The following is a 21,652-nucleotide window of genomic DNA, read 5'->3' on the forward strand; positions in this document are numbered from 1 at the left end:
ATGGCCGAGTTCACGATGCCGTCACTGGGCGCCGACATGGACGAGGGTCTCGTGCAGGAGTGGCTCGTACGACCGGGTCAGCACGTGGACAAAGGTGACGTGGTGGCGGTGATCGAGACCGCGAAATCCACCATCGAGGCCGAGTGCTTCCATTCCGGAACCGTCGAACGTCTGCTCGTCGAACCCGGGACGACGGTTCCCGTCGGCACTCCGCTGGCGGTCATCGGTGCTGGCCGGTCCCCGCGGCGGGTGACACGACCGGCGCACCCCGCCCGGCCGGCACCCTCGCCCCACACGGAACCGACGGCGGCGAGTCGTCCCGACAGGACACAGCGGACTCCCCCTCCGCGGCCGACCGCTGCCGGCGAGCCCGCGGCCACCCCGCTGGTCCGCGCACTCGCCCACGAGAAGGGCATCGACCTGGCCCGTCTCCACGGCAGCGGGCCGGGCGGCCGCGTCACCAAGGCCGACATCGAACACGCGCCCCCGCCCCCCGGACGCGTCCACGCCTCCCCGCTCGCCCGCCGCCTCGCCGAGGAACTCGGGGTACGTCTCGAAGACGTCTCGGGCACCGGCAGTAACGGCGTGGTGCGCGCCTCCGACGTGCGCAAGGCAGCCGGAACCCCGGCGCCGCGGCCGGAACCACACGCGCTCCGGGACCGGCGACGACAAGACCGCCCGGCAACCATGCGCCGCACCATCGGCGGCCTGATGGCCCGCTCCAAGCGGGAGATCCCTCACTATTACCTGGCCACCACCATCGACCTCGAACGCGCTCTGGGCTGGATGCGCGAGCAGAACCGCAGCCACCCGGCCTCCCGGCGCCTGGTACCGGCGGCACTGCTGCTGAAGGCAGCGGCCATTGCCGCACAGCAGGTCCCGGAACTCAACGGGTTCTGGCAGGACGACGCCTTCGTCCCGGGGCCGGGGGTCCACCTCGGCGTGGCGGTGTCGCTGCGGGGCGGCGGTCTGCTGGCTCCCGCGCTGCACGACGCCGACACCTTGCCGCTGGCCGATCTCATGACCGCCCTGAAGGACCTGGTGAACCGGGCGCGCGCCGGGAGGTTGCGCTCTTCGGAAACCACAGGGGCGACCATCACGGTCACCAATCTCGGGGATCAAGGGGTGGAATCCGTCTTCGGTGTGATCCATCCGCCGCAGGTGGCCCTGGTGGGCTTCGGAGCCGTCGTCGAGCGGCCCTGTGCCGTCGACGGGCTCCTCGGCGTACGGCCGACCGTGACGGCCACCCTCTCGGCCGACCACCGGGCCACCGACGGAGCCATCGGCGGCCGCTACCTGACGACGGTGGACCGGCTGCTGCAACGACCGGAGGAGCTGTGAACCGAACCGAAGCCCTGGACACCGTCAAGGAATCCATCGCCCGGATCGCGCCGGACGCCGACTTCACCGGCCTCGGACCGGACGAGAGTTTCCGGGAGGTCCTGGAACTCGACTCCCTGGACTTCCTCGGGTTCGTCGAGACCCTCGTCGAACGGACCGGCGTCGACATCGACGAGGACGACTATCCCGCGCTCACCACGCTCTCGGACAGCGCGGACTTCCTCGTCGCGCACACGACGTGAGGTCCCAGGCGCTTTCCAGGCCCGTGAACACGGGAGCCAGCACGGAGCGGAAGGAGACGGTCAAGTGCCGGTGCACGCAATCGATACGAGCGCCGCGACAGCCCTGGTGGAGGCCGCCACGGCGGCTCCGTCCATGCACAACGCGCAGCCTTGGAGGTTCCGCTTCCTCCCGGCGGAAAGCACGCTGCACGTACGTGCCGACCCGTCGCGGCGGATGCCCCTCACGGACCCGGACGACCGCGGGCTCCACCTGGGGTGTGGTGCCGCCCTGTGCAACCTGCGGACCGCGGTCGCCCACGCGGGCTGGGAGGCAGTCGTCACGCTGCTTCCCGACCCCCACGACCGGGACCTCCTCGCGACGGTGCGCCTGGCCGGCACGGAACGCCCGGACTCCGCTCTCGCGCAGCTGTATCCGGCGGTACACCGCCGGCACACCAGCCGCTCCCCGTTCGAGCTCAGGGAGATCCCCCCGGCCGTCCGGGCGGCGCTGCAGGAGGCGGCTCGCCAAGAGGACGCGCAGCTCCTCTTCCCCGGCGCCTGGCACGCGAGGGAGTTGCTGGAACTGGTCCACGACGCGGAAGGGCGCGACGCCGCCGACCCCGGGCGCCTGAAGGAGCTCGAACACTGGACCCGCAGGGGCACCGAGGCGGATACGGCCGACGACGGCGTGCCGGAGTACGCGTTCGGCCCGGGCGAGCGGCGCGGACACACTCCGGTCCGCGACTTCGCCGGGAGGCGTCCCGTCGCCGGACGCGAAACGGCGGCCTTCGAGGACACACCGCACCTCGCACTGCTCTGCACCGCCGGTGACCGGCCGGTGGACTGGCTGCGCGCGGGGCAGGCGATGGAACGCGTACTGCTCACGGCCACCCTCGACGGCCTGTCCACCGCGCTCACGTCCCAGGCACTCGAATGGTCCGACCTGCGCTGGGCGGTACGCGACCCGGGGGCACCCGTCGGCCACCCCCAGATGGTGCTGCGACTGGGGTACGGACCCAAGGGCGCCGCCACGCCACGCCGACCCGTGGCGGACGTGCTCGACGTCGAGTGAACCGACAGCGCCCGCAAAAGGACCCGGCGGTACTCCGGCGGCCCCGTCCGGGGTGCGCCGGACGGGGCCGTGCGGTAGTCCTCGAAGGTGGCGCGGACCGGTCCGGTGCCAGGAGCAGAAGCGGCCGTCCGCCCCGCCCACCGCACCCCGCAACCGCGACGCGGGGCACTCACGGAACGGAGGGACGATGGATCCGGTCGTCACGGTGGGCCTCGACGGCTCGCCCGAGAGCCTCGCCGCCGCCCGATGGGCGGCCGGCGAAGCCGAACGGCGCAGGCTCACGCTGCGGCTGCTGCACGCCTGGCCCATGCTCGCCCCGGAACCGACGCGCCTCCCGGCGGAAGTCGACCAGAACTACTGGGCGAAACGACTGGTGCACAACGCGCGCGCCGAACTGCAGGACCGCCATCCAGGTCTCACGATCGTCGGCAACCTGGTCGCCGACGATGCCGAGAACGCCCTGATCCAGGCCGCATCGGAGTCCGAGATGATCGTCCTCGGCTCGCGAGGGCTGGATCCCGTGGCCAGCTACTTCCTCGGTGACATCAGCATGCCCGTCGTCGCGCGGGCCGCGTGCCCTGTCGTCCTGGTGCGCACCGGAAGCCCTGGCACCGGGGAGCCGCCGTCCCACGGACCGGGCGGGACGGTGGTGGCCGCACTGAAACTGCACGGGCCCTGCGACGACCTGCTGGAGTTCGCCTTCACCAGCGCCGCGGCACGGGGCGCCCCGCTCCGCGCGGTCCACGGCCGAAGCCTGCCTCTGCACGCACACGTGCCCTGGGGCGTGGACCACGATCTCGCCGAGGAAATCCGCAAGGACGCGCACAAAGAACTGCAGAAGGCCCTCCGTCCGTGGCGCGAGAAGTTCCCGCAGGTGTTCGCGGCCGAAACCGTGCGTCTGGAGAGCCCGGCCAGGGCGGTCGTGAACGCGGCGGCCGACGCCGCGCTGCTGGTCGTCGGCCGACGCGAGCACCGTCCCGCCCTCTCGCCGCACCTCGGCGGAGTGGCAGCGGCCGCCGTCCACCACGCGCGCTGCCCCGTGGCGGTCGTCCCCCATGACTGAGCGCGGCCCGAGCACCGACGTGACGGGAGCACCGCCACAGCCCGATGCGTCCGTCCTCCGGCCTGGACCGGAGCCCGGACCCGCAGTGCCCTCGCTACCGCGCGCGGAGATCTGCGAGACCCATACAGCGGTGGTGATCTTCCTCGGCGACCATGCCTACAAAGTCAAGAAGCCCGTCGACCTGACGTTTCTCGACTACACCTCCGTAGCGGCCCGCCGCGCCGCCTGCGAGCGCGAGGTCGCTCTCAACCGGCGCTTCTCCCCCGACGTGTACCTCGGCGTGGGAGACATGCGCAGTCCGGACGCGGACGCGCCGGAACCGATGGTCGTGATGCGACGTCTGCCCGCGGACCGCCGCCTGTCCCGGCTCGTCCACGAGGGAGCCGCCGTCGACGACGTCCTGCGCGCCGTCGCCCGACAGCTCGCCGCGAGGCACGCCGACGCACAACGAAGCCGCGAGGTCGACGAGCAGGGCACCCGGGACGCGCTGGCCGCGCGCTGGGCGGCGAGCTTCGCCCAGGTACGGGATCTGACCGGCGGCGACCGTTCCGACGGCGTCCGCGACGACCTCGACGAGGTCGAGCGGCTCGTCCGCCGCTATCTCGCGGGCCGGCTCCCGCTGTTCGAGGCCCGCATCGAGCAGGGCCGCATCGTCGACGGACACGGAGACCTGCTCGCCGACGACGTGTTCTGCCTCGACGACGGCCCCCGCGTCCTCGACTGCCTGGAGTTCGACGACCACCTGCGCTTCGTCGACGGCCTCGACGACGCCGCCTTCCTGGCCATGGACCTGGAACAGCTCGGCGCGCCGGAGGCCGCCTCCTTCTTCCTCAGCCGCTACAGCGAGTACTCCGGGGACCCGGCCCCCCGCTCCCTGTGGCACCACTTCGTCGCCTATCGCGCCTTCGTCCGCGCCAAGGTCTCCCTGGTCCAGGCGCAGCAGGGCGCGAGCGGGGCCGCCGCGGCATACCGGAGGCTGGTCACCACGACACTGCGCCACCTGCGGACCTCCGCTGTCGGCCTCACCCTCGTCGGCGGCCTGCCCGGCAGCGGCAAGTCGACTCTCGCCGGGGCCCTGGCGGACCGGCTCGGTCTCACCCTGCTCAGCAGTGACCGCCTCCGCAAGGAACTGGCCGGCATCCCGGTGGAGGAATCCGCGGCCGCCGACTACCTCCAGGGCCTGTACACCCCCGAATGGACCGGCAGGACGTACGAGCGACTCCTCGACCGCGCGGCCGTCCTGCTCTCCCACGGCGAGTCCGTGGTCCTGGACGCCACTTGGTCCGATCCGGGACAACGTGAAGCGGCGCTGCGCACGGCCGAGCACGCCGACGCCGACCTGGTCGCCCTGCACTGCGCGGTGCCCGACGAGTTGTCGGCGGCCCGGCTGCGTGTACGGGGCCCCGGCGCATCGGACGCCGACCTCGCCATCGCCCGCGCGCTCGCTGCCGCGGAACCCCCGTGGGAGGAAGCCGTCACGATCGACACCAGCGGCCCCCTGGAATCCGCGGTAGCGCAGGCGCTGGCCGCCATGCGCCCCTGGGGGACCGTCCAGGCTCCGCCCTTCCGCCGCCCCTACATGGAACCCGGCTGAGCGGGAGACCGGACGCGCCGGCCGTGGCAGGCCCGGTCCCGTCCTGGCGGACCGCCCTCGGCTGGCCCCGTCCGACGAGGCGGGCGCACTATGGATACGAGCCCATTGCCGTCCTGTCGCGGAGGTGAACCGCGATGACACTGCCCGCCCACCGCCGGCCCGCCCGGCTCATGGAGAGGTTCCCCGCTCTCGGCTGGGGCGAGCCGGTGGCCGCCGAGTTCGACGAACTCTTCGATCGGATGAACCAGCTGCTGGCATCCGCCGCCGCCGCGGCGCCCGCAGGCGCCTGGTCGCCACTTGCGGACATGCACGAGACCGACGACGCCTACGTGATCGAGGCCGAACTGCCCGGCATCAAGTGCGAGGACATCGACGTCGAGGTCGACGACCAGGAAGTGCGCATCACCGGCGAGTACAAGGAGCGCGAGCGCGAAGGCGTCCTGCGCCGCAGCACCCGGCGAACGGGACACTTCGAGTACCGCGCCCTGCTCCCCTCCGGCGTCAACGCCGAGCAGGTCAAGGCCCAGTTGTCGGACGGCGTCCTGACCGTCACCGTCCCCAAGGCCCAGAGCGCCACGTCAAGGCACGTCGAGATCACCGAGAGCTGACGGGCGTTGCGCCGCGCGCCGCACCACATGTTGCCGCCCTGTACGCCCGGCGACGTGATGCGGCCCCGGGGATGCTCGGCGCATGGAGCCTCACACCACCGTCCGGAGAGCATGGCGCCCGCGGTCGCGTCCGTCCGCGCCGCGGCAGAGCCCCCCTCCGCCTCGCTGGGACGGGTCGTCCGAGCCGTGCTGGAGCACGCGGCATACCCGGTGACCCTGGTGCCGCGCGGGTGACGCGGCACGGGACCGCGGGCCGCCGCCGTCAGCCCCTGTCCGCGGGGCCTCCCTTGCCGCGTCCGCGCAGTGCCTGTGCCCGCCGCAGCCGCACCGCGTCCTCGTGTTCGGCCTGCTCCAGGACGCGGTCCACGCGCTCGAGTTCGCTTTCGAGGCGCGGAATCCAGTGGCGACGCAGCGCACGCACCCGCCGCTGTGTGCGGCGCATCTCGGCCTCCACGATCCGTACCGCCGACTGAGCCGCCGCGTTCGCGGCGGCCGATCTCACCACCTCCCGGTACGCGGCCTCGGCTCGCACCAGGGCCGCGTTGCCCGGAGACGCCGCGTCCGGCGCGCGCGGCGGCAACTCGACCGTCACGGCGGCCGGCCGGTGCACTCCGAGCGTTGTGGTCCACTCCACCGCGACAGCGGCAGGGCCGCCCGCACCGGTGGCGGCCGCAGCCAGGGCGTGTTCACCCCCGATCACCAGTCCGCGCAGCAGCCATGTCTCGGCGTCGGCGACGCAGGCCCGCCAGGCGACGGCGCACTCCCGCTGCGTCCGCGCGAGGGCGTCGCGCTCCCTGTGGAGGAGGTGGAGCTTGCGCTCGAGGAGATCGGCACTACGGGAGGCGACGCGCAGACTGCGCCGCAGGCGCAGGCGCGCCGCTCGTCCCGGTGCGGGGCAGCCGCCCGTCATGTGAGTCACTCCCTCCGCACACCGTGAGCGTCGCGCAGTTCCGGTGGGAGCATCGTCAGCTGCTCAGGGCCGAGTGTGAGCAGCACGTCCCACGCGCGTTCGAGGGCTTGGTCGATGGTCAACGCCTCGTCGGGCCGCTGATCGACGAATCGGCGCAGGAAGGCTTCGTCGAACTCCAGGAAACGGCGGTCACCCGGGCTGAGCGACCCGAGCCCCACCAGTTCGGCCAGTTCGCCGACCTGGCGGGCGCGCGCCAGGGCGGCCAGGAGCTGGGCGGCTACGACCAGGTGGTCCGCCCGGGTGCGGCCGGGACCGGCGCCCTTGCGCATCAGGCGGGAGAGCGACGCCAAGGCGTCCACGGGCGGATAGACGCCTCGTGCCTCCGCATCGCGGGAGAGCACGATCTGTCCCTCGGTGATGTATCCCGTCAGGTCGGGAACCGGGTGGGTGATATCCCCCGCGGGCATGGTCAGCACCGGCAGCACGGTCACGGAGCCGGGCCGGTCCCGCAGCCGCCCGCAGCGCTCGTACAGCGACGCGAGGTCGCTGTAGAGGTATCCGGGGTAGGCGCGGCGGGCCGGGACCTCCCCGCGGGCCGCGGACACCTCACGCAGCGCCTCCGCGTAACTGGTCATGTCCGTCATGACGACGAGAACGTGCCGGCCCGTGGTGAACGCCAGGTGCTCGGCGACGGTCAGGGCGACACGCGGGGCCAGGATACGTTCGATCACCGGCTCGTCGGCGGTGTTCACGAGCAGCACGATTTCGCGGCCGGCCGAGCGTTCCTCCAACGTGTCCCTGACGAACGACGCGTCGGTATGCGTCAGGCCCATGCCGGCGAAAACCACGCTGAAGGGCTCGCCGCCGACGGTGGCCTGGGCGGCTATCTGCACCGCGAGTTCCAGATGCCGAAGCCCCGCGGCGGAGAAGACGGGCAGTTTCTGGCCGCGGACGAGGGTGGTGAGCCCATCCACCGCCGCCACACCCGTGAGCACCGGTTCCGCGGGTGGCCGACGTCGCGCCGGATTGATCGGGTCGCCCGCCACGGCCGCCTGTTCCGCCGCCGTGACCGGCGGACCGCCGTCGGCGGGCTCGCCGCGGCCGTTGCACACCCGGCCCAGCCACCCCGGCCCCACCGGGATGTGCAAGGGGCGGCCGGTGAAGGCGACGCGAAGTCTCTGTGGGTCCATTCCCGCCGTGCCCTCCAGGACCTGCACCACCGCGAGGTCCCGGTCCGCCTCCAGGACGAGGCCGTGCCGCCGCTCCCCCGGGCCCAGGGTGATGACCGCGAACTCGTCCCAGCCGACGCCCTCGACCCCCTCGACCACCAGGAGCGGTCCGCGCACGTCGCGGACGTCCGTGTACTCCACCTGGCCCCATGCGGTCATGCCGCGGCCTCCGACAGCGCGTCGAGTGCCTCCAGCGCCGCGTCGCGCCGGGTGGTCACCTCCGCGGCGTCATGAGGTCCGGCCGCGTCACGGGCGCGGAGCAGCGGCCCGAAGTCGACCTGCTCGACGGCCTCGGGACTCGCTCCGGCGGAGACGAGTTCGCGGCACCGGTCGGTGACGGCCAGCACGGCCTCGGCGAGCGCGGCGGTCTTCTCCGGGCCGCTGAAGGCGTCCTGCGCGGACAGCGCGTTCTGCTGGAGCAGCCCTTCCCTGACGAGGCGGCCCGCGAGCACGCTCATGCGCTCCGATGCCGGGAGTGCCGCGATGCCGACGAGGTCGACCAGTGCGGCCAGCCGGTCGGCCTCGGCGAGCAGGGCGCCGATACGCCGGCGCTGCCGCGAGCGGGACGCGTCGCCCGCCGTCGGTCCTTCGGTCAGGGTCGCGGCGTCCCGGGAGAACGATCCCGCCCAGGAGACGGCAGGATAATGGCGCGCGTAGGCGAGGTCGCGGTCGAGGGACCACAGGCAGCGCACGAAGCGCTCCGTGTGGGCGGTGACCGGTTCGGTCATGTCGCCCCCGGGCGGCGAGACCGCGCCGATGACGGTGACGGATCCGTGGGCACCGCCGAGCGTGGTCACCGCGCCCCCGCGCTCGTAGAAGGCGGCGATGCTGGACGCGAGGCCCGCCGGATACCCCTCCTCGGCCGGGAGCTCGCCCGAGCGAGAGGCGAACTCCCTCAGCGCCTCGGCCCACCGGGAGGTGGAATCGGCGATGACCACCACGTCCAGGCCCATGTCCCGGAAGTACTCCGCCACCGTCATGCCGGTGTGGACGCCGGCCTCACGGGCCATCATCGGCATGTCGGAGGTGTTGGCGACGGTGACCGTACGCTCGGCCAGCCTGCCGCCCGTCCGGGGGTCTTCGAGGGCGGCCAGTTCGTCGATGACGTCGGCCATCTCGTTGCCGCGCTCGCCGCAGCCCACGTAGACGATCACGTCGGCGTCGGACCATTTGGCGACCTGCTGCAGCAGCATGGTCTTACCGGTGCCGAACCCCCCGGGGACGGCCACGGTACTGCCACGGGCGACGGGGAACAGCAGGTCGATGACACGCTGGCCGGTGGTGAGAGGCTGCCGTGAGACGCGGCGCGCCCGTACCGGACGCGGACGTCTCACGGGCCAGAGGCTGCTCATCGCGATCTCCGTACCCGCGACCACGGCGACCGCCGCGTCGTCTCCCCGTTCTCCGACGGGGGCGATCCAATCCACCGCTCCGGTGACGCCGGGAGGCACCAGAACGCGCAAGGACACCGGCCCGCCCGTCCGCACCTCCCCGACGGCTTCGCCCTCGGAGACCTGCTGCCGCGGGGACACCCCGGGGACGAAGCGCCAACCACCGGCCGCGCCGGCGGTTTCCACGCGGACCCCCGGCCGGATGCGGTCGCCGATGCCGGTCAGCGGGCGCAGCAGACCGTCGAAGATCCCTCCGAGCAGTCCCGGTCCCAGCCGGGCGCACAGGGGGCGTCCTGCCGCGCGGGCGGGATGTCCCGGAGCGAGACCGCCGGTGTACTCGTAGGCCTGGACGGTGACCACCCCTGCCTCGATGCCCACGACCTCACCGCGCAATCCGGTTCCTCCGAGGAGGACGAGGTCGTGCATCGCCATGCCGCCGGTGTACTCGATCTCGACGAGTGGTCCGGTGACGCGCAGCACGCGACTGGACGGGGCGCCGGGGCTCAGGGCGTCCACAGGCTCTCCACGACGTCGCCCGCGCCGTCCACCACCCGCAGTGCCGCCGCCTCCAGGCTCAGGTCGGCACGGCGTCCCGGCGCACGGGCCACCACCCCTCCCGCAGGGTGCTCCCGGACTTCGGCAGCCGGGCCGAGCAGAGCCCGGGCCCGCCTGGTGAGTGCGTCGAGGAGCCGGGGGTAGTCCGGACCGTCACGGAGTGCCAGGGCCCGCTCGGCGACCCGGCGGCGCAGTTCCCGGTAAGCCATGGCCTGTGCGTCCAGCCGGCCGGCGCGTATCTGCCGGTGCGCCGCCGTGATCGCGGCGGCACGGGCTCTTCCGGCCTCGGCCTCGCCCTTGCGGCGGCCCTCGTCGATGATCGCTTGGGCGCGGCCCTCCGCGTCCGCCAAGGTCGCCTCGGCGTCCCTGTCGGCCCTCGCGAGCAGGTCGTCGGCTTCCGCTTGTGCCCGGCGCAGGAGGCTGTCCCGTACGGGCTGCAGTGAGTCCGTCATTCCGGCATCACCGCCGTGAGGGGACGTCCCTGCGACAGCTGTTCGGGTCCCAGGACCTCAGCCGCGGCCGCGCTGACGATGACGAGATCGACGTCTGCCGGCAGGGCCTGCCAGGCCTCGCGGACGGCCTGCGTGCCCTCGGCGACCAGGACGGTCACCCCGGCCAGGGCCAGACCTGCGACCCGTGGCTGTTCCCCGACGGCGGTGACGCGTCCCATGGTCAGGCCTTCCCGATCAGGAGGATCGCGACGACGAGACCGTAGATGGCGATCCCTTCGGCCAGTCCCACGATGACGATGGCCCGGCCGAACAGTTCGGGTCGTTCGCTCAGCGCGGCGAGGGCCGCGGCTCCGGTGTACGCGACGGCGATGGCCGCACCGATGGAGGCTCCGGCGATCGCGATGGCCGCACCGATCAGGGCGGCGGAGTTGCCGGGCGACGCGGCGGCCGGCTGAGTGCCGCCGGCGGAGGCAGGCGTGTCGGTCAGCGCGACCGTGAGCAGGGCGACGGCTCCGACCAGCAGCAGGAGGTTCACCCCGGTGATCACCCGCAAGACGGCACGTCCCTTGCGGCGCAGCAGGAAGTGGGTGAGGGTGAAGGCCGCCACGACGGCGGGCAGGGCGATGAGCCAGGCGATCACGGCGCCGTCTCCTTGCGCTGGACGGGTGGGTGCCAGGGCTCGAAGGGGCGGCCCTCGCCCTCGAAGACCCGTGAGAACAGCTCGTAGAACTCCAGCCGCAACGCTTGGACACCGGCCACCAGGGCTTCCAGGGCGAAGGTGACGGCGGTGCCGACCACGAACAGCACGACGGCCGCGAGGATCCCCGGCGTACCGTGGGCCGCGAGGGTGCGCGTGCCCTGCCAGACGATGGCGGCGAGCGCCGCGTGCGTCAGCCCGAACGCCGCCAGGCGGGCGAAGGAGAAGACGTTGGCGCCGATGCGGATGACGCCGTCGACGAGCTGGATGCCGGCCTGAAGCACGCCGGGCGCGCCCCCGGGGGTGAGTGTGTACAGTCCCGTTCCCGCGAGGACCAGTCCCGCGGCTGCCACCGCGCCACCGCTCGCCCACCAACTGGTGCGGCCGAGGACGAGGCCGGCGCCGACCGAGACCAGTCCGGCGAAGAGCACGGCGCCCGCGAGCCCTGACAGCGCGTACAGAGCCGTCGTGCCCCCTCCCTCCCTCCACCGGTTGACCGCTCCGGCCGCGTAGGACAGTACGAGCAGTACGACACCGAGGCCCAGGGCGAAGCGGAGCAACCGCATGGGCTCCTGCAGAGGATCAAGCCAGAGCACGGGCAGCACACCGGTGGGTCCGAAGAGCTCGCCGTAGGCGGCTCCAGCAAGGATGCCGGCCGTGCCGGCGGCCGCGACGAACGGCCAGAGGTGGCACCACCTCGCCAGCGGTCCCGGCCTTCCCCATCGCAGGAGGAGAGCGGCCAGGATGAGCAGGCCCCCGTATCCGACGTCGCCGAACATCACTCCGAACATGGCGACGTAGACGAGTCCGGCGGGCACGGTGAGGTCCAGATTCGTGTAGGGCACGGTCCCGTAGACCCGGATCACCGGGGCGAAGGAGCCCCGCACGGAGCCGGCGGCCCGCAACAGCGTGGGCGGTTCGGATCCCGGAGGCGGGGGCAGCGCCACGAGTGAGCCCCCGGCGCCGGCCACGTGGTCGGCGGCGGCCGCCATGCGGTCTCGTGGACACCATCCCGCCAGGGCGGCGACCTGGGCGCGCCGCACGGCGCTGTCCATCCGCTCCTCCAGTTCGCGCTCGCCGGAAAGCAGGTCGACGCGGTGATCGCGTTCGAGGGTGTCGAGGTCGGGCGGGCTCTCGGACAGCACCGGGGCCATGCGGGCGCCGCGCAGGGCGCCGAGGCGATGGGCGGCGGGTCCGGGCCTGATGTGTGCGGGGTCGTCGATCAGGTCGATCTGCACGCAGCCGCTCTCGGCGACTCGGATCAGCGTTTCGCGCAGGTTCTCGTAGGGGGCCACCACCGCGACCCGCTGCATGCGCACGGGCAATGCCAGCTCAGTCCACCGCATCGAAGGCCTCCGGATCGCCACCGCCGCGGGCGGCCAGCTCCAGCGCGGCCCGGACCCGCCAGGCGTTCACGGACAAAACGGCAACAGCACCGAGAACCGGGGCGAAGCCGAAGCCCGCTCGCCGGAGCAGTCCTCTTCCGTCCCGCTCCACCCTGTCCCACCAGCGCAACTCCGCCTTCCACAGCTCACCGGGCTCCTCGATGCCGCTGACGACCCACGCCGCGCCGGCGGGGAGGCGGCGTACGAAATCGTCGTAACGCGGTGCCCGCAGGGCTGCTGGACCGATGATCCGCGCCGCACGTTCCGCCGACGGCGCCGGCAGCTCTCTGCCCACCAGGTATGTCTCGCGTGCCACCAGCAGAGCCACCCGTCCGGCGGCCCAGGCCGCGCCCCCGTGAACCGCCGTTGCGGTGCGCTGCGCGGCCGATATCCGCAAGCCCGTCGCGAGCGCGGCCTCGGTGGGCGCGCCTGGGTCCCCCCACGCGGAGGAAGCGAGCGCGGACCGCAACGCGCCGGGAGACGCTGTCGCCGAGACCCGCCGCCAAGCCGTGTTCAGCGTGCCGAGCCGGTAGGGCGGACGGGAGGGAACACCCGCCTGCAGTGCGCGTGCGTGTGCCTCGATGCAGGCGATCTCGAAACCCGACGCCAGCAGGCGTACGGCTGTGGCACCGGAGCGCGACTGCCAGCCGGCCAGCACGCGCAGATGCCAGAGCAGGGTCGCCGCGACGCACCGCTGCGCTTCGGCAAGCCCGGCCGCCGGGGCCAGGTCGTGGCGGTAGGGCGTGGCCGCCAGACGGGCCAGCGCGTCGCGCAGCGTCGCGGCACCCGCCACTTCGGCGACGGCGGCCGGGGCCAGGCATCGCGAGACCATCGACCGCGCGCGCACCGCGCCCGCCACCTGCACGGCGCTCATGAATCCCGCACCTCCGGCCCGCCGTGGAGCGCTTCGACGGTGTCGGCGGCCAGCCGGTCGACGAGCCCGGGCATACGGCGCGCCACGCGGGAGCGCAGCTCGGCCAGGTCCCGCTCGGCGACGGCTCGGATCCGTGCGAGCTCGGCCCGCGTGGCGGATCGCTCCCGGTCCAGGACGCGAGCCGACTCCTCCGCGGCGCGGTCGTGCGCGGCCCGGATGATCTCTCCGGCCTGGTGCTGAGCGGCCTCGCGACGTCGTGCCGCCTGCTGGGTGGCCGCATCAAGCAGCGCCCGGGCCAGTGCCCCGGCGGAGTCCAGGGCCTCGAGCGCCGGCTCCAGTTCGGCCGTGAGTTCGGCGCTGCGGTCCGCGGGCACCCCGCCGGCAGCGGCCGCGCCCGGCAGGCCGGTCGGCCGGAAGCGCATCAGGAAATCGCGGAATGCCACCACACGACGCTCCTCGCGTTCCCATGGCCCCCCTCCTCCTTCCACTGTCCCCGGGGACGGCAGCCCGCGCCTGTTCAGGTGGGGACGGCGGGCGCACGGCGTCGTGCTCTCGCCCCGGCCTGGCGGCCCACGCACGAATTGCGACCGTGCACGGCGGCGACCACGATGAGGGCATGGCGTGTGCCCGGCTGCCGTACGTTCTCACGACGGCCGGGTGCCGGCCGGGTCACAGCTTCCGCCGCATGCCGCCGCCTCTCCCGGCCGGCCGGCATTCCGCGGCCGGGGCGCGTCGTTGAGGGATGGGAGCGACCGGTGCCATCAGATGGTGCGACGACCCGCCCCACGCGGCCCGAGAAGATCTTCGACCGGGAGTCCGAATGGTCGGCACTGGTGGACTTCGTCCTCGACCCGCGCCCCGGGCCGGCGCTCGGCGTTGTGACGGGTAGGCCGCGACAGGGGAAATCCTTCCTGCTCGAGTCCCTGGCGAAGTCCATGGGCGGTTTCTATTTCAGCGGTCAGGAGGAGTCGGCGCCGCAATCGCTGCAGCGCCTCGCCGACCAGCTGTCCCACCACACGGGCAAGCCTCTGCCACGGCGCCGGCCCAGTTGGGAAAGTGCCGTGGAAGCCCTGCTGGCGCTCGGGGAGGACCGCCCCCTGCCGGTCGTCATCGACGGAATCCCGGGCCTCGTGGAGCAGAGCCCGTCCCTGCCCACCGAACTCCACCGGGCCCTCCGCAACACTGAGGAGAGTCATAGGCCGCCGCGGGCCCGCCTGCTCCTGTGCGGCAACTCCACTCCGGTCATGCGCCGGCTCTTCGGCGCTCCGTCACCGCTGCGCGGTCATGCCCGGCTGGAACTCCTCGTGCCGTCACTCGACTTCCGGCAGGCCGCGCGCTTCTGGGGCATCGACGATCCCCGGCTGGCGATGCTGGTCCACGCCGTCGTGGGCGGGACACCGGCCTACCGGGGTGACTTCGTCTGCGGCGACGTCCCGGCCGGACTCGACGACTTCGACGACTGGGTGTGCCGGACCGTCCTCAACCCACGGCGGCCGCTGTTCCGGGAGGCCGGGCACCTGGTGGAGGAGGCGACGGACCGCCAGGAACGCGCCTTGTGCCACTCCGTGCTCGCCGCGATCGCCTCAGGGCACGCGACATCCGGTGACGTGGCGGGCCGGCTCGACCGGCCCCTCACCGACGTCTCGCACGCCCTTGCCGTCCTGCGTGACCACTGCGTGCTCGATGAGAGCCGGGACATCCTGCGCACCGGTGTCACCCGGTACCGAATCGTCGAACCACTGCTCGCCTTCGACCACGCGATCGTCCGTCCCGGCGATTCGGTCCTCGAACGGGAACCCGCCTCCACCGTATGGGAGCGGGTTCGCGGCACGTTCCACGCGGACACCGCCGGACGTCACTTCGCCGACGTCTGCCGCGACTGGGCCGCGCGGTTCGCCGCCGCCTCCACCTTCGGCACGCCGGCGACTTTCGAGGCGGTGGTCACCGCGGTGTCGTCCGGCTCCCGGCCGGTTCCGGGACGGCGCACCGGCGTCGAGGTCGACGTGGGCGTCCGCGGGCGGGTGGGCAACCGTACGGGGGTCCTGCTCTCGGTCGGCACGGCCTGCTGGACCGAGGTGATGGGCCTGGAGCACTTGGAGCGGCTCCACCAGGTGCTCTCCGACCTGTCCGCCCGGGGAGAGGACGTGAGCCACGCCGGTCCCGTCTGCTACGGCGGGGCCGGTTTCAGCTCGGATCTCCACCAGGCGGAGCTGCGCGGAAGGGTCGTCCTCGTCGACCTCGAGCGCCTGTACCACGGGGAGTAGGGCACGGACCCGGCCCGTCCTGCGGGCCGAAGCTCAGGAGTGATCACATGGAAGCGAAGCAGTGGAGCGTTCAGATCTACATCACCGAGCACGGTGACGAGACCCACGCCCGTGCCCTCCTGACGACCCGGGACACGTCGGACGTCGCCGGCACGGGTGTGGCTCGGCGTACGTCAGCGGACGCCGTCCCCGAGATCGGTGACGAACTCGCCGCCGGCCGGGCCCTGGAGGACCTGGGCCTTCGGGTGCAGGCCGCGGCCGCCGACGACGAGAGTGCCGGCTCGGCGCAGTGGGAGGCTCAGCGAGGCGGTACCGCCGAGGGCGGTTGACGCCGGGGCGACGGCGGCTCGCACACCGTCGGGTCCGGGGCGCTTCGGCCCGCGCCTCGGGACGCCGGGCCCCACGCGTACGCGTGGGGCCCACTTGGTGGGAGCGCGCCGCTGACCGCTCACCGCCTCCGGGCTCGCGCGGCACAAGTGTCCGGACGCGGGGTCCCCGGCCCGAGGTGGTGCAATGGCTCGCGGAGGAGGCAGCGATGCACGATCGAGCGGGTGCGGTGGTCATCGGGGTGGGCAACGTGTTCCGGAGGGACGACGGCGTCGGCTGGGCCCTCATCGAGACGCTGCGCAGCCACCCCGCCGGGGTGCGGCTGCCGAAGGGGACCGTGCTGCGGGAGTCCGCCGGGGATCCCGCACAACTGATCGGCCTGTGGGAGGACGCCGACCGGGTGGTCGTCGTCGACGCCTGTTTCCCGTCCGCCGCGTCTCCCGGCCGCGTCCACCGCTGGTGCCCGTCGCCCGGCGAGGCACCGCCGCCGGAGGCGGGGCGGCACAGCACGCACGGACTCGGGCTCGTCCATGCCCTCCATCTCGCCGACGTCCTGGAGCGCCGTCCGGCCGGCCTGGTGGTGTACGCGGTCGAGGGGGCCGACCGGTCACTGGGGACGGGACTCACCCCCGCGGTCGCGGTCGCCGTGCGGCCCTTGGCGGAACGCATCGCGGAGGATCTCGCGTCGCACACCTGCGACCGGCAGGGGCCGTAAGGGCGAAATCCCGGGCGGCGCCGCCGTGGTCCGGGCGTGATCGCGGTGGCCCCGTGGTGGAGTGGACCCGGCGACTGCTCCGGCTCCCGTCCGGCCCGGAGCGCGGAGGCTGAGGGATGAGATGACGGATCCTGGAGATGCCGGAGCGGTGACCTACGAGCCGGCCGAGGCGGTCCTGGACCGGGACGGTCTCGAGACGCTGGTGCGGGTGCTTCGCCGACATGGCCGCACCGTGATCGGCCCCACGGTGCGGGACGGCGCCATCGTCCTGGCCGAACTGGAGTCCGCCGCGGAACTCCCGCACGGCTGGGGGGTCGAACTGGAGGCGGGCCGGTACCGGATCCGCAGGCGTGCGGACACGGCGGCCTTCGCGCACAGCGCAGGCCCGCAGTCGTGGAAGTCCTTCCTGCACCCGCAGCGGGTGCGCCAATGGAGCGCCGACCGCGGCCCGGACGAGGAACTGAGCGTCCGGGAGGAGAAGCCGGAGCCGATCGCGTACGCGTTCCTCGGCGTCCGTCCCTGCGACCTGCGGGCCATCAGGATCCTGGACCGTGTGATGACCGGAGGCCGCCACCGCGACCCCGTCTACGGATCGCGCCGCACCGGGGCGTTCCTCATCGCGGTCGAGTGCACCGAGCCCGGTGCCACCTGCTTCTGCGTGTCCATGGGCGCGGGGCCCGCCGTGGACGAAGGGTACGACCTCGCGCTGACCGAGGTGGTGGACGCGAGCGGTCACCGACTGCTGTGCCGCAGCGGTAGCCGGGAAGGTTCCGCCGTGCTGGCCGAACTCCCCAAGCGCCCCGCCGACGACGCGACCAGACGCGCGGCCGCGGACGCGGTCGGCCAAGCAGCCCAGCGCATGGGCCGGAGCATGCCCGCCGTGGACCTGCGCGTCCTGATGCGTGACAACCTGGAGGCCGACCGATGGGACGATGTCACCTCACGCTGTCTGAGCTGCGGCAATTGCACCATGGTCTGCCCGACCTGCTTCTGCACGACCACCGAGGACGTCTCGGACCTCACCGGTGACCACGCCGAGCGGTGGCGGCGCTGGGACTCCTGCTACGACCTGGACTTCTCGGCATTGCACGGCGTCCCCGTGCGGGGGTCGGCGCGCAGCCGCTACCGGCAGTGGCTGACCCACAAGCTCGGCACCTGGCACGACCAGTTCGGCAGCTCCGGGTGCGTCGGCTGCGGAAGGTGCATCGTCTGGTGCCCCACCGGCATCGACCTCACCGTGGAAGCCCACGCCCTGCATCAGGAGGCCACGGGCGAGGAGGACCGCGGGTGACCCCGCAAGCGGGCCCGGCGGAGAGCACGGGCATCCTCGCGGCGCTGACGGCGGAGCACCGCGACCGGCTCATGGCCCTCGCTCACGAGGTGGCCTTCCCGGCGTCAGCGCGAATCTTCGAGGAGGACGACCCGGCCGACCGCTTCTGGATCATCCGTACCGGCAGCGTCGCACTGGACGTGCAGAATCCCGGCCGCGGCCGGGACGTCGTCGAAACGCTCGGCGGCGGATCGCTTCTCGGCTGGTCGTGGCTGTGCCCACCCCGCCGCTGGCACCTGGGGGCCGAGACTCGGGATGCCGTGACCGCGTGGGAGTTCGACGCGCCGGCCGTCCGGGAGTTGTGCGCCGAGCAGCCCGCCCTTGGGCTGGCGCTGGTCACTCTGGTCGCCGAGACAATCGGGCACAGGCTGCGCGCGACCCGCAACCGGCTGCTCGACCTGTACGGGCCACGGGGATGCGGACCGGCGACATGACCTCCGTCGTCCCACTCCCCTACCGCGTCGTGAACCGGCATCGCGACACGCCCGACACGGTCACCGTCGAACTCGAACCAGTGACACAGGCACTCCCGCCGTTCGCTCCGGGCCAGTTCGCCATGGTCTACGCCTTCGCCGCGGGAGAGATCCCCGTCTCGGTCTCCCGCATGACCGAGCGGCGTCTGGCGCTCACCATCCGGGCCGTCGGAGCGGTCTCCGCAGCGCTGTGCCGCGTCACCGTGGGAGCGATGGTCGGTGTGCGCGGGCCGTTCGGCACCGGCTGGGACATGGCCGCAGCGCGGGAACACGATCTGCTCGTCGTCGCCGGGGGAATCGGCCTCGCACCGCTGCGCCCCTTGGTCCACGCCGTCATGACCCGGCCGCAGGCGTACGGCCGGCTGAACGTCCTGGCCGGCGCCCGGACCCCCGGGGATCTGCTGTACCAGGACGAATTCTCCGCGTGGCGGCGGCCCTTCGCCGCGGTGACCGTCGACCGACCCGCCGAAGACTGGCACGGCAGGGTCGGCGTGGTCACCGCGCTGCTCAGCGAAGCCTCATTCGCCCCGGAGGCCACCAGCGCCTTCATCTGCGGCCCCGAGGTCATGATCCGTGCCGCAGCCCGCCGGCTGAGCGATCTCGGCGTGCGCGCCGACCGCGTACAGATCTCCCTGGAACGGAACATGCGGTGCGCCACCGGTCACTGCGGTCACTGCCAGCTCGGTCCCCTGCTGCTCTGCCGCGACGGCCCGGTCGTCCGCTACGACCTGGCCCGACCGCTGCTCGCCGTACGGGAGCTGTGACATGACCTCCTCCCCCGCCTCCCCGAAGGACTCCCGGCCGAGACTGGGAGTGTTCAAGTTCGCCTCGTGCGACGGCTGTCAGCTGACGCTGCTGGACTGCGAGGACGAACTGCTCGGCCTCGCGGAACAAATGGAGATCGCCCACTTCCTGGAGGCCTCCGGCGACGTCGCACCCGGACCGTACGACCTCGCACTGGTCGAGGGATCGGTGAGCACGCCCGAGGACGCGGAACGCATCCGACGTGTCCGCGACGAGTCCCGCCACCTGGTCACCATCGGCGCCTGCGCAACAGCCGGCGGCGTCCAGGCGCTGCGGAACTACGCGGACGCCACCGAGTACCTGGAAGCGGTCTACGCCCGCCCCGAATACATCGCCACCCTCGCCACCTCCACACCGATCTCCGCCCACGTGAACGTCGACTTCGAGTTGCGCGGCTGCCCCATCGACCGCGGCCAGCTCCTCGAAGTCATCACCGCCTTCCTCTCCGGCCGCAAACCGGACGTCCCGAATCACAGCGTGTGCTTCTCATGCAAGCGACGCGGCACCGTGTGCGTCGTCGTCGCCCACGGCACGCCCTGCCTGGGACCGGCCACCCACGCCGGCTGCGGTGCCCTTTGCCCGGCTTACGGACGTGGCTGCTACGGATGCTTCGGGCCCGCAGGCACCACGAATCTCCCCGCGCTCATCCCTCTGCTGCGGCGCGACGGACTGAGCGACGAGAACGTCGGGCGGCTCCTGCACACCTTCAACGTCACCGCGTTCACGGCAGTCGAGGAGGAGGGTCCGCGATGAACACCCCCGGGGACGAGTCGCGCGTCCTGCGCCTGCCCGCACTCGCGCGCATCGAGGGGCAGGCGTCGCTGCGCCTGCTGCTCCGCCAGGGCACCGTCGTCCGGGCCCAGCTCTCGATCTACGAGCCGCCCCGGTTCTTCGAGGCCTTTCTCCGGGGCCGCGCGCACACCGAGCCACCCGACCTCACCTCACGCATCTGCGGGATCTGTCCCGTCGCCTACCAACTGAGCGCGTGCAGGGCCGTTGAGGACGCCTGCGGAGTCGTCGTGGACGGCGGGCTGGCCGACCTCAGGCGCCTGATCTACTGCGGTGAGTGGATCGAGAGCCAGACCCTGCACATCCATCTGCTGCACGCTCCGGACTTCCTCGGCCACGACGACGTGATCGGCCTGGCCCGCCACCACAGGGAGCACGTCGAACGCGGCCTGCGGCTGAAGCAGACCGGCAACGCCGTGATGGAGCTGCTGGGCGGGCGCTCGGTCCATCCCGTCAACGTCCGCCTCGGCGGCTTCCACCGCACCCCCACGCGTGCCGAGCTTCGTCCCCTGGCCGAACGGCTCCGGGTCGCCCTCGACGATGCCTGGGACACGGTGCGGTGGGTGGCCGGCTTCGACTTCCCCGACGCCGAGTGCGACGCCGACCTGCTCGCCCTCGCCGAGCCCGGCACCTATGCGATCGAGTCCGGTGTCCCCACCGTCATGCCCTGTGGCGGCACGACGCCACGCGACTTTCCGGTCGCCGACTTCTCCGCCCATGTCGTCGAGGAACAGGTCCCGCACTCGACCGCGCTCCACTCACGGCTGGACGGTCGCAGACATCTCACCGGCTCCTTGGCACGCTACGCCGTCAGCGGCCACCTCCTGTCGGCCCTGGCGCTCCAGGCCGCCCGAGAAGCCGGACTGGACGATCCACCGGGGCTTGCCGGTCCAGGACACAGCCGCGAGGGCACCCTCCCCAACCCCTACCGCAGCATCATCGTCCGTGCCGTGGAGGTCCTGTACGCGGCGGAGGAGGCCCTGCGCATCATCGACGCCTACGAACCGCCTCCGCGGCCGTTCGTGGACGTGCCGCCCAGGGCCGGGGCGGGACACGGCGCCACCGAGGCGCCACGCGGGCTGCTGTACCACCGATATGAGATCGACGGCCAGGGCCGTGTCACCGACGCCCGCATCGTGCCGCCGACGGCTCAGAACCAGGGAGCCATCGAGGACGACCTCCGCCGCCTCGTCCAACGGGAACTCGACCGCGGTGACATGTCCGACGAGTCCCTGACCCGCCTGTGCGAACGCGTCATCCGCAATCACGACCCGTGTATCTCCTGCTCGGCCCACTTCCTCGACGTCGACATCGCCCGCGTTGCCGTCGGCGCGACATGAGCGTTCCGGGAATGTGGGGGCGGGGTCGCGTAGTCGGTGTGCGCTGCGGGCGAAGCCCCCACCGCGCAGCCCACAGCCGGTGGGGGCCTCCCTCATTTCCCGGACGGCCTGTGGCGTGTGTGGAGGTCCCACAAGGCCGCACTTCCAGGGTGCACGTCCGCCGCCGGATCCGCGCGCCGGAGCCGCCGGCCCTTGTGGGTCGGCCTCCGTCACAGCGC

At 72.8% G+C, this 21,652-nt stretch carries 23 protein-coding genes; 14 read left to right on the forward strand and 9 right to left on the reverse strand.

Annotated features, from left to right (window positions below; translation table 11 throughout):
- The 6 genes from ACWDAS_RS36140 to ACWDAS_RS36165 all read left to right on the forward strand — a co-directional run bounded on the left by ACWDAS_RS36140 (position 1) and on the right by ACWDAS_RS36165 (position 5,899).
- A complete protein-coding gene (locus ACWDAS_RS36140; RefSeq protein ID WP_450399360.1) occupies positions 1–1,341 on the forward strand; it encodes a dihydrolipoamide acetyltransferase family protein in 1,341 nt (446 codons plus the stop codon).
- Complete coding sequence (locus ACWDAS_RS36145; protein WP_450399361.1) at positions 1,338–1,583, forward strand: acyl carrier protein; 246 nt, start codon at positions 1,338–1,340, stop codon at positions 1,581–1,583. Before ACWDAS_RS36140 ends, ACWDAS_RS36145 begins: the two co-directional genes overlap by 4 nt.
- A 64-nt stretch (positions 1,584–1,647) precedes the next feature.
- Positions 1,648–2,634: an Acg family FMN-binding oxidoreductase gene (locus ACWDAS_RS36150; RefSeq protein ID WP_450399363.1), complete on the forward strand. Its 987-nt coding sequence runs from the start codon at positions 1,648–1,650 to the stop codon at positions 2,632–2,634.
- Between the two features lie 187 nt (positions 2,635–2,821).
- Positions 2,822–3,697: a universal stress protein gene (locus ACWDAS_RS36155; protein ID WP_450399365.1), complete on the forward strand. Its 876-nt coding sequence runs from the start codon at positions 2,822–2,824 to the stop codon at positions 3,695–3,697.
- Between the two features lie 109 nt (positions 3,698–3,806).
- Positions 3,807–5,291 (forward strand): bifunctional aminoglycoside phosphotransferase/ATP-binding protein, encoded by a 1,485-nt coding sequence (locus ACWDAS_RS36160; protein ID WP_450399409.1) that lies wholly within the window; start codon positions 3,807–3,809, stop codon positions 5,289–5,291.
- A gap of 134 nt (positions 5,292–5,425) precedes the next feature.
- Positions 5,426–5,899: an Hsp20/alpha crystallin family protein gene (locus tag ACWDAS_RS36165; protein ID WP_450399366.1), complete on the forward strand. Its 474-nt coding sequence runs from the start codon at positions 5,426–5,428 to the stop codon at positions 5,897–5,899.
- Positions 5,900–6,161: 262 nt separating this feature from the next.
- On the opposite strand, the gene ACWDAS_RS36170 is transcribed toward ACWDAS_RS36165, so the two are convergent.
- The 9 genes from ACWDAS_RS36170 to ACWDAS_RS36210 are packed head-to-tail and all read right to left on the reverse strand — an operon-like array spanning position 6,162 to position 13,835.
- Positions 6,162–6,809, reverse strand: a complete 648-nt coding sequence (locus ACWDAS_RS36170; RefSeq protein WP_450399368.1) for a V-type ATP synthase subunit D — start codon at positions 6,807–6,809, stop codon at positions 6,162–6,164.
- A gap of 5 nt (positions 6,810–6,814) precedes the next feature.
- On the reverse strand, positions 6,815–8,197 hold the full coding sequence (locus tag ACWDAS_RS36175; protein ID WP_450399370.1) for a V-type ATP synthase subunit B: 1,383 nt from the start codon (positions 8,195–8,197) through the stop codon (positions 6,815–6,817).
- Positions 8,194–9,945 carry a V-type ATP synthase subunit A gene (locus ACWDAS_RS36180; protein ID WP_450399372.1) on the reverse strand — a complete coding sequence of 584 codons (1,752 nt, stop codon included), beginning with the start codon at positions 9,943–9,945 and terminating at the stop codon, positions 8,194–8,196. The genes ACWDAS_RS36175 and ACWDAS_RS36180 overlap by 4 nt, the downstream gene beginning before the upstream one ends.
- A complete protein-coding gene (locus ACWDAS_RS36185; protein ID WP_450399374.1) occupies positions 9,933–10,436 on the reverse strand; it encodes a hypothetical protein in 504 nt (167 codons plus the stop codon). The genes ACWDAS_RS36180 and ACWDAS_RS36185 overlap by 13 nt, the downstream gene beginning before the upstream one ends.
- Complete coding sequence (locus ACWDAS_RS36190; RefSeq protein ID WP_450399376.1) at positions 10,433–10,654, reverse strand: hypothetical protein; 222 nt, start codon at positions 10,652–10,654, stop codon at positions 10,433–10,435. Before ACWDAS_RS36190 ends, ACWDAS_RS36185 begins: the two co-directional genes overlap by 4 nt.
- Before the next feature lie 2 nt (positions 10,655–10,656).
- Positions 10,657–11,076 carry an ATP synthase subunit C gene (locus ACWDAS_RS36195; protein WP_450399378.1) on the reverse strand — a complete coding sequence of 140 codons (420 nt, stop codon included), beginning with the start codon at positions 11,074–11,076 and terminating at the stop codon, positions 10,657–10,659.
- Positions 11,073–12,446, reverse strand: coding sequence for a V-type ATPase 116kDa subunit family protein (locus ACWDAS_RS36200; protein ID WP_450399412.1), 1,374 nt, complete (start codon positions 12,444–12,446; stop codon positions 11,073–11,075). The genes ACWDAS_RS36195 and ACWDAS_RS36200 overlap by 4 nt, the downstream gene beginning before the upstream one ends.
- 19 nt (positions 12,447–12,465) lie before the next feature.
- On the reverse strand, positions 12,466–13,392 hold the full coding sequence (locus tag ACWDAS_RS36205) for a hypothetical protein (RefSeq protein WP_450399379.1): 927 nt from the start codon (positions 13,390–13,392) through the stop codon (positions 12,466–12,468).
- Positions 13,389–13,835 carry a hypothetical protein gene (locus ACWDAS_RS36210; protein WP_450399382.1) on the reverse strand — a complete coding sequence of 149 codons (447 nt, stop codon included), beginning with the start codon at positions 13,833–13,835 and terminating at the stop codon, positions 13,389–13,391. Before ACWDAS_RS36210 ends, ACWDAS_RS36205 begins: the two co-directional genes overlap by 4 nt.
- Before the next feature lie 312 nt (positions 13,836–14,147).
- Between ACWDAS_RS36210 and ACWDAS_RS36215 the strand changes: the two genes are divergently transcribed.
- The 8 genes from ACWDAS_RS36215 (at position 14,148) to ACWDAS_RS36250 (ending at position 21,434) form a co-directional block, all read left to right on the forward strand.
- A complete protein-coding gene (locus ACWDAS_RS36215; RefSeq protein WP_450399385.1) occupies positions 14,148–15,656 on the forward strand; it encodes an AAA family ATPase in 1,509 nt (502 codons plus the stop codon).
- A 47-nt stretch (positions 15,657–15,703) separates the two neighbouring features.
- Entirely contained in the window at positions 15,704–15,985 is a 282-nt protein-coding gene (locus tag ACWDAS_RS36220) for a dsRBD fold-containing protein (RefSeq protein ID WP_450399388.1), read from the forward strand.
- Between the two features lie 206 nt (positions 15,986–16,191).
- Complete coding sequence (locus ACWDAS_RS36225) at positions 16,192–16,698, forward strand: hydrogenase maturation protease (RefSeq protein ID WP_450399391.1); 507 nt, start codon at positions 16,192–16,194, stop codon at positions 16,696–16,698.
- Between the two features lie 121 nt (positions 16,699–16,819).
- The gene (locus ACWDAS_RS36230; RefSeq protein WP_450399393.1) at positions 16,820–17,989 is read left to right on the forward strand and encodes a 4Fe-4S dicluster domain-containing protein; all 1,170 of its coding nucleotides are present in this window, start codon (positions 16,820–16,822) and stop codon (positions 17,987–17,989) included.
- Positions 17,986–18,462: a cyclic nucleotide-binding domain-containing protein gene (locus ACWDAS_RS36235; protein ID WP_450399396.1), complete on the forward strand. Its 477-nt coding sequence runs from the start codon at positions 17,986–17,988 to the stop codon at positions 18,460–18,462. The genes ACWDAS_RS36230 and ACWDAS_RS36235 overlap by 4 nt, the downstream gene beginning before the upstream one ends.
- Positions 18,459–19,265, forward strand: a complete 807-nt coding sequence (locus ACWDAS_RS36240) for an FAD/NAD(P)-binding protein (protein WP_450399399.1) — start codon at positions 18,459–18,461, stop codon at positions 19,263–19,265. The genes ACWDAS_RS36235 and ACWDAS_RS36240 overlap by 4 nt, the downstream gene beginning before the upstream one ends.
- Before the next feature lies 1 nt (position 19,266).
- Positions 19,267–20,058: an NADH-quinone oxidoreductase subunit B family protein gene (locus ACWDAS_RS36245; RefSeq protein WP_450399401.1), complete on the forward strand. Its 792-nt coding sequence runs from the start codon at positions 19,267–19,269 to the stop codon at positions 20,056–20,058.
- The gene (locus tag ACWDAS_RS36250; protein ID WP_450399403.1) at positions 20,055–21,434 is read left to right on the forward strand and encodes a Ni/Fe hydrogenase subunit alpha; all 1,380 of its coding nucleotides are present in this window, start codon (positions 20,055–20,057) and stop codon (positions 21,432–21,434) included. Before ACWDAS_RS36245 ends, ACWDAS_RS36250 begins: the two co-directional genes overlap by 4 nt.
- The last annotated feature ends 218 nt before the right edge of the window (positions 21,435–21,652 follow it).

This window comes from Streptomyces sp. NPDC001070 (genome assembly GCF_053598835.1).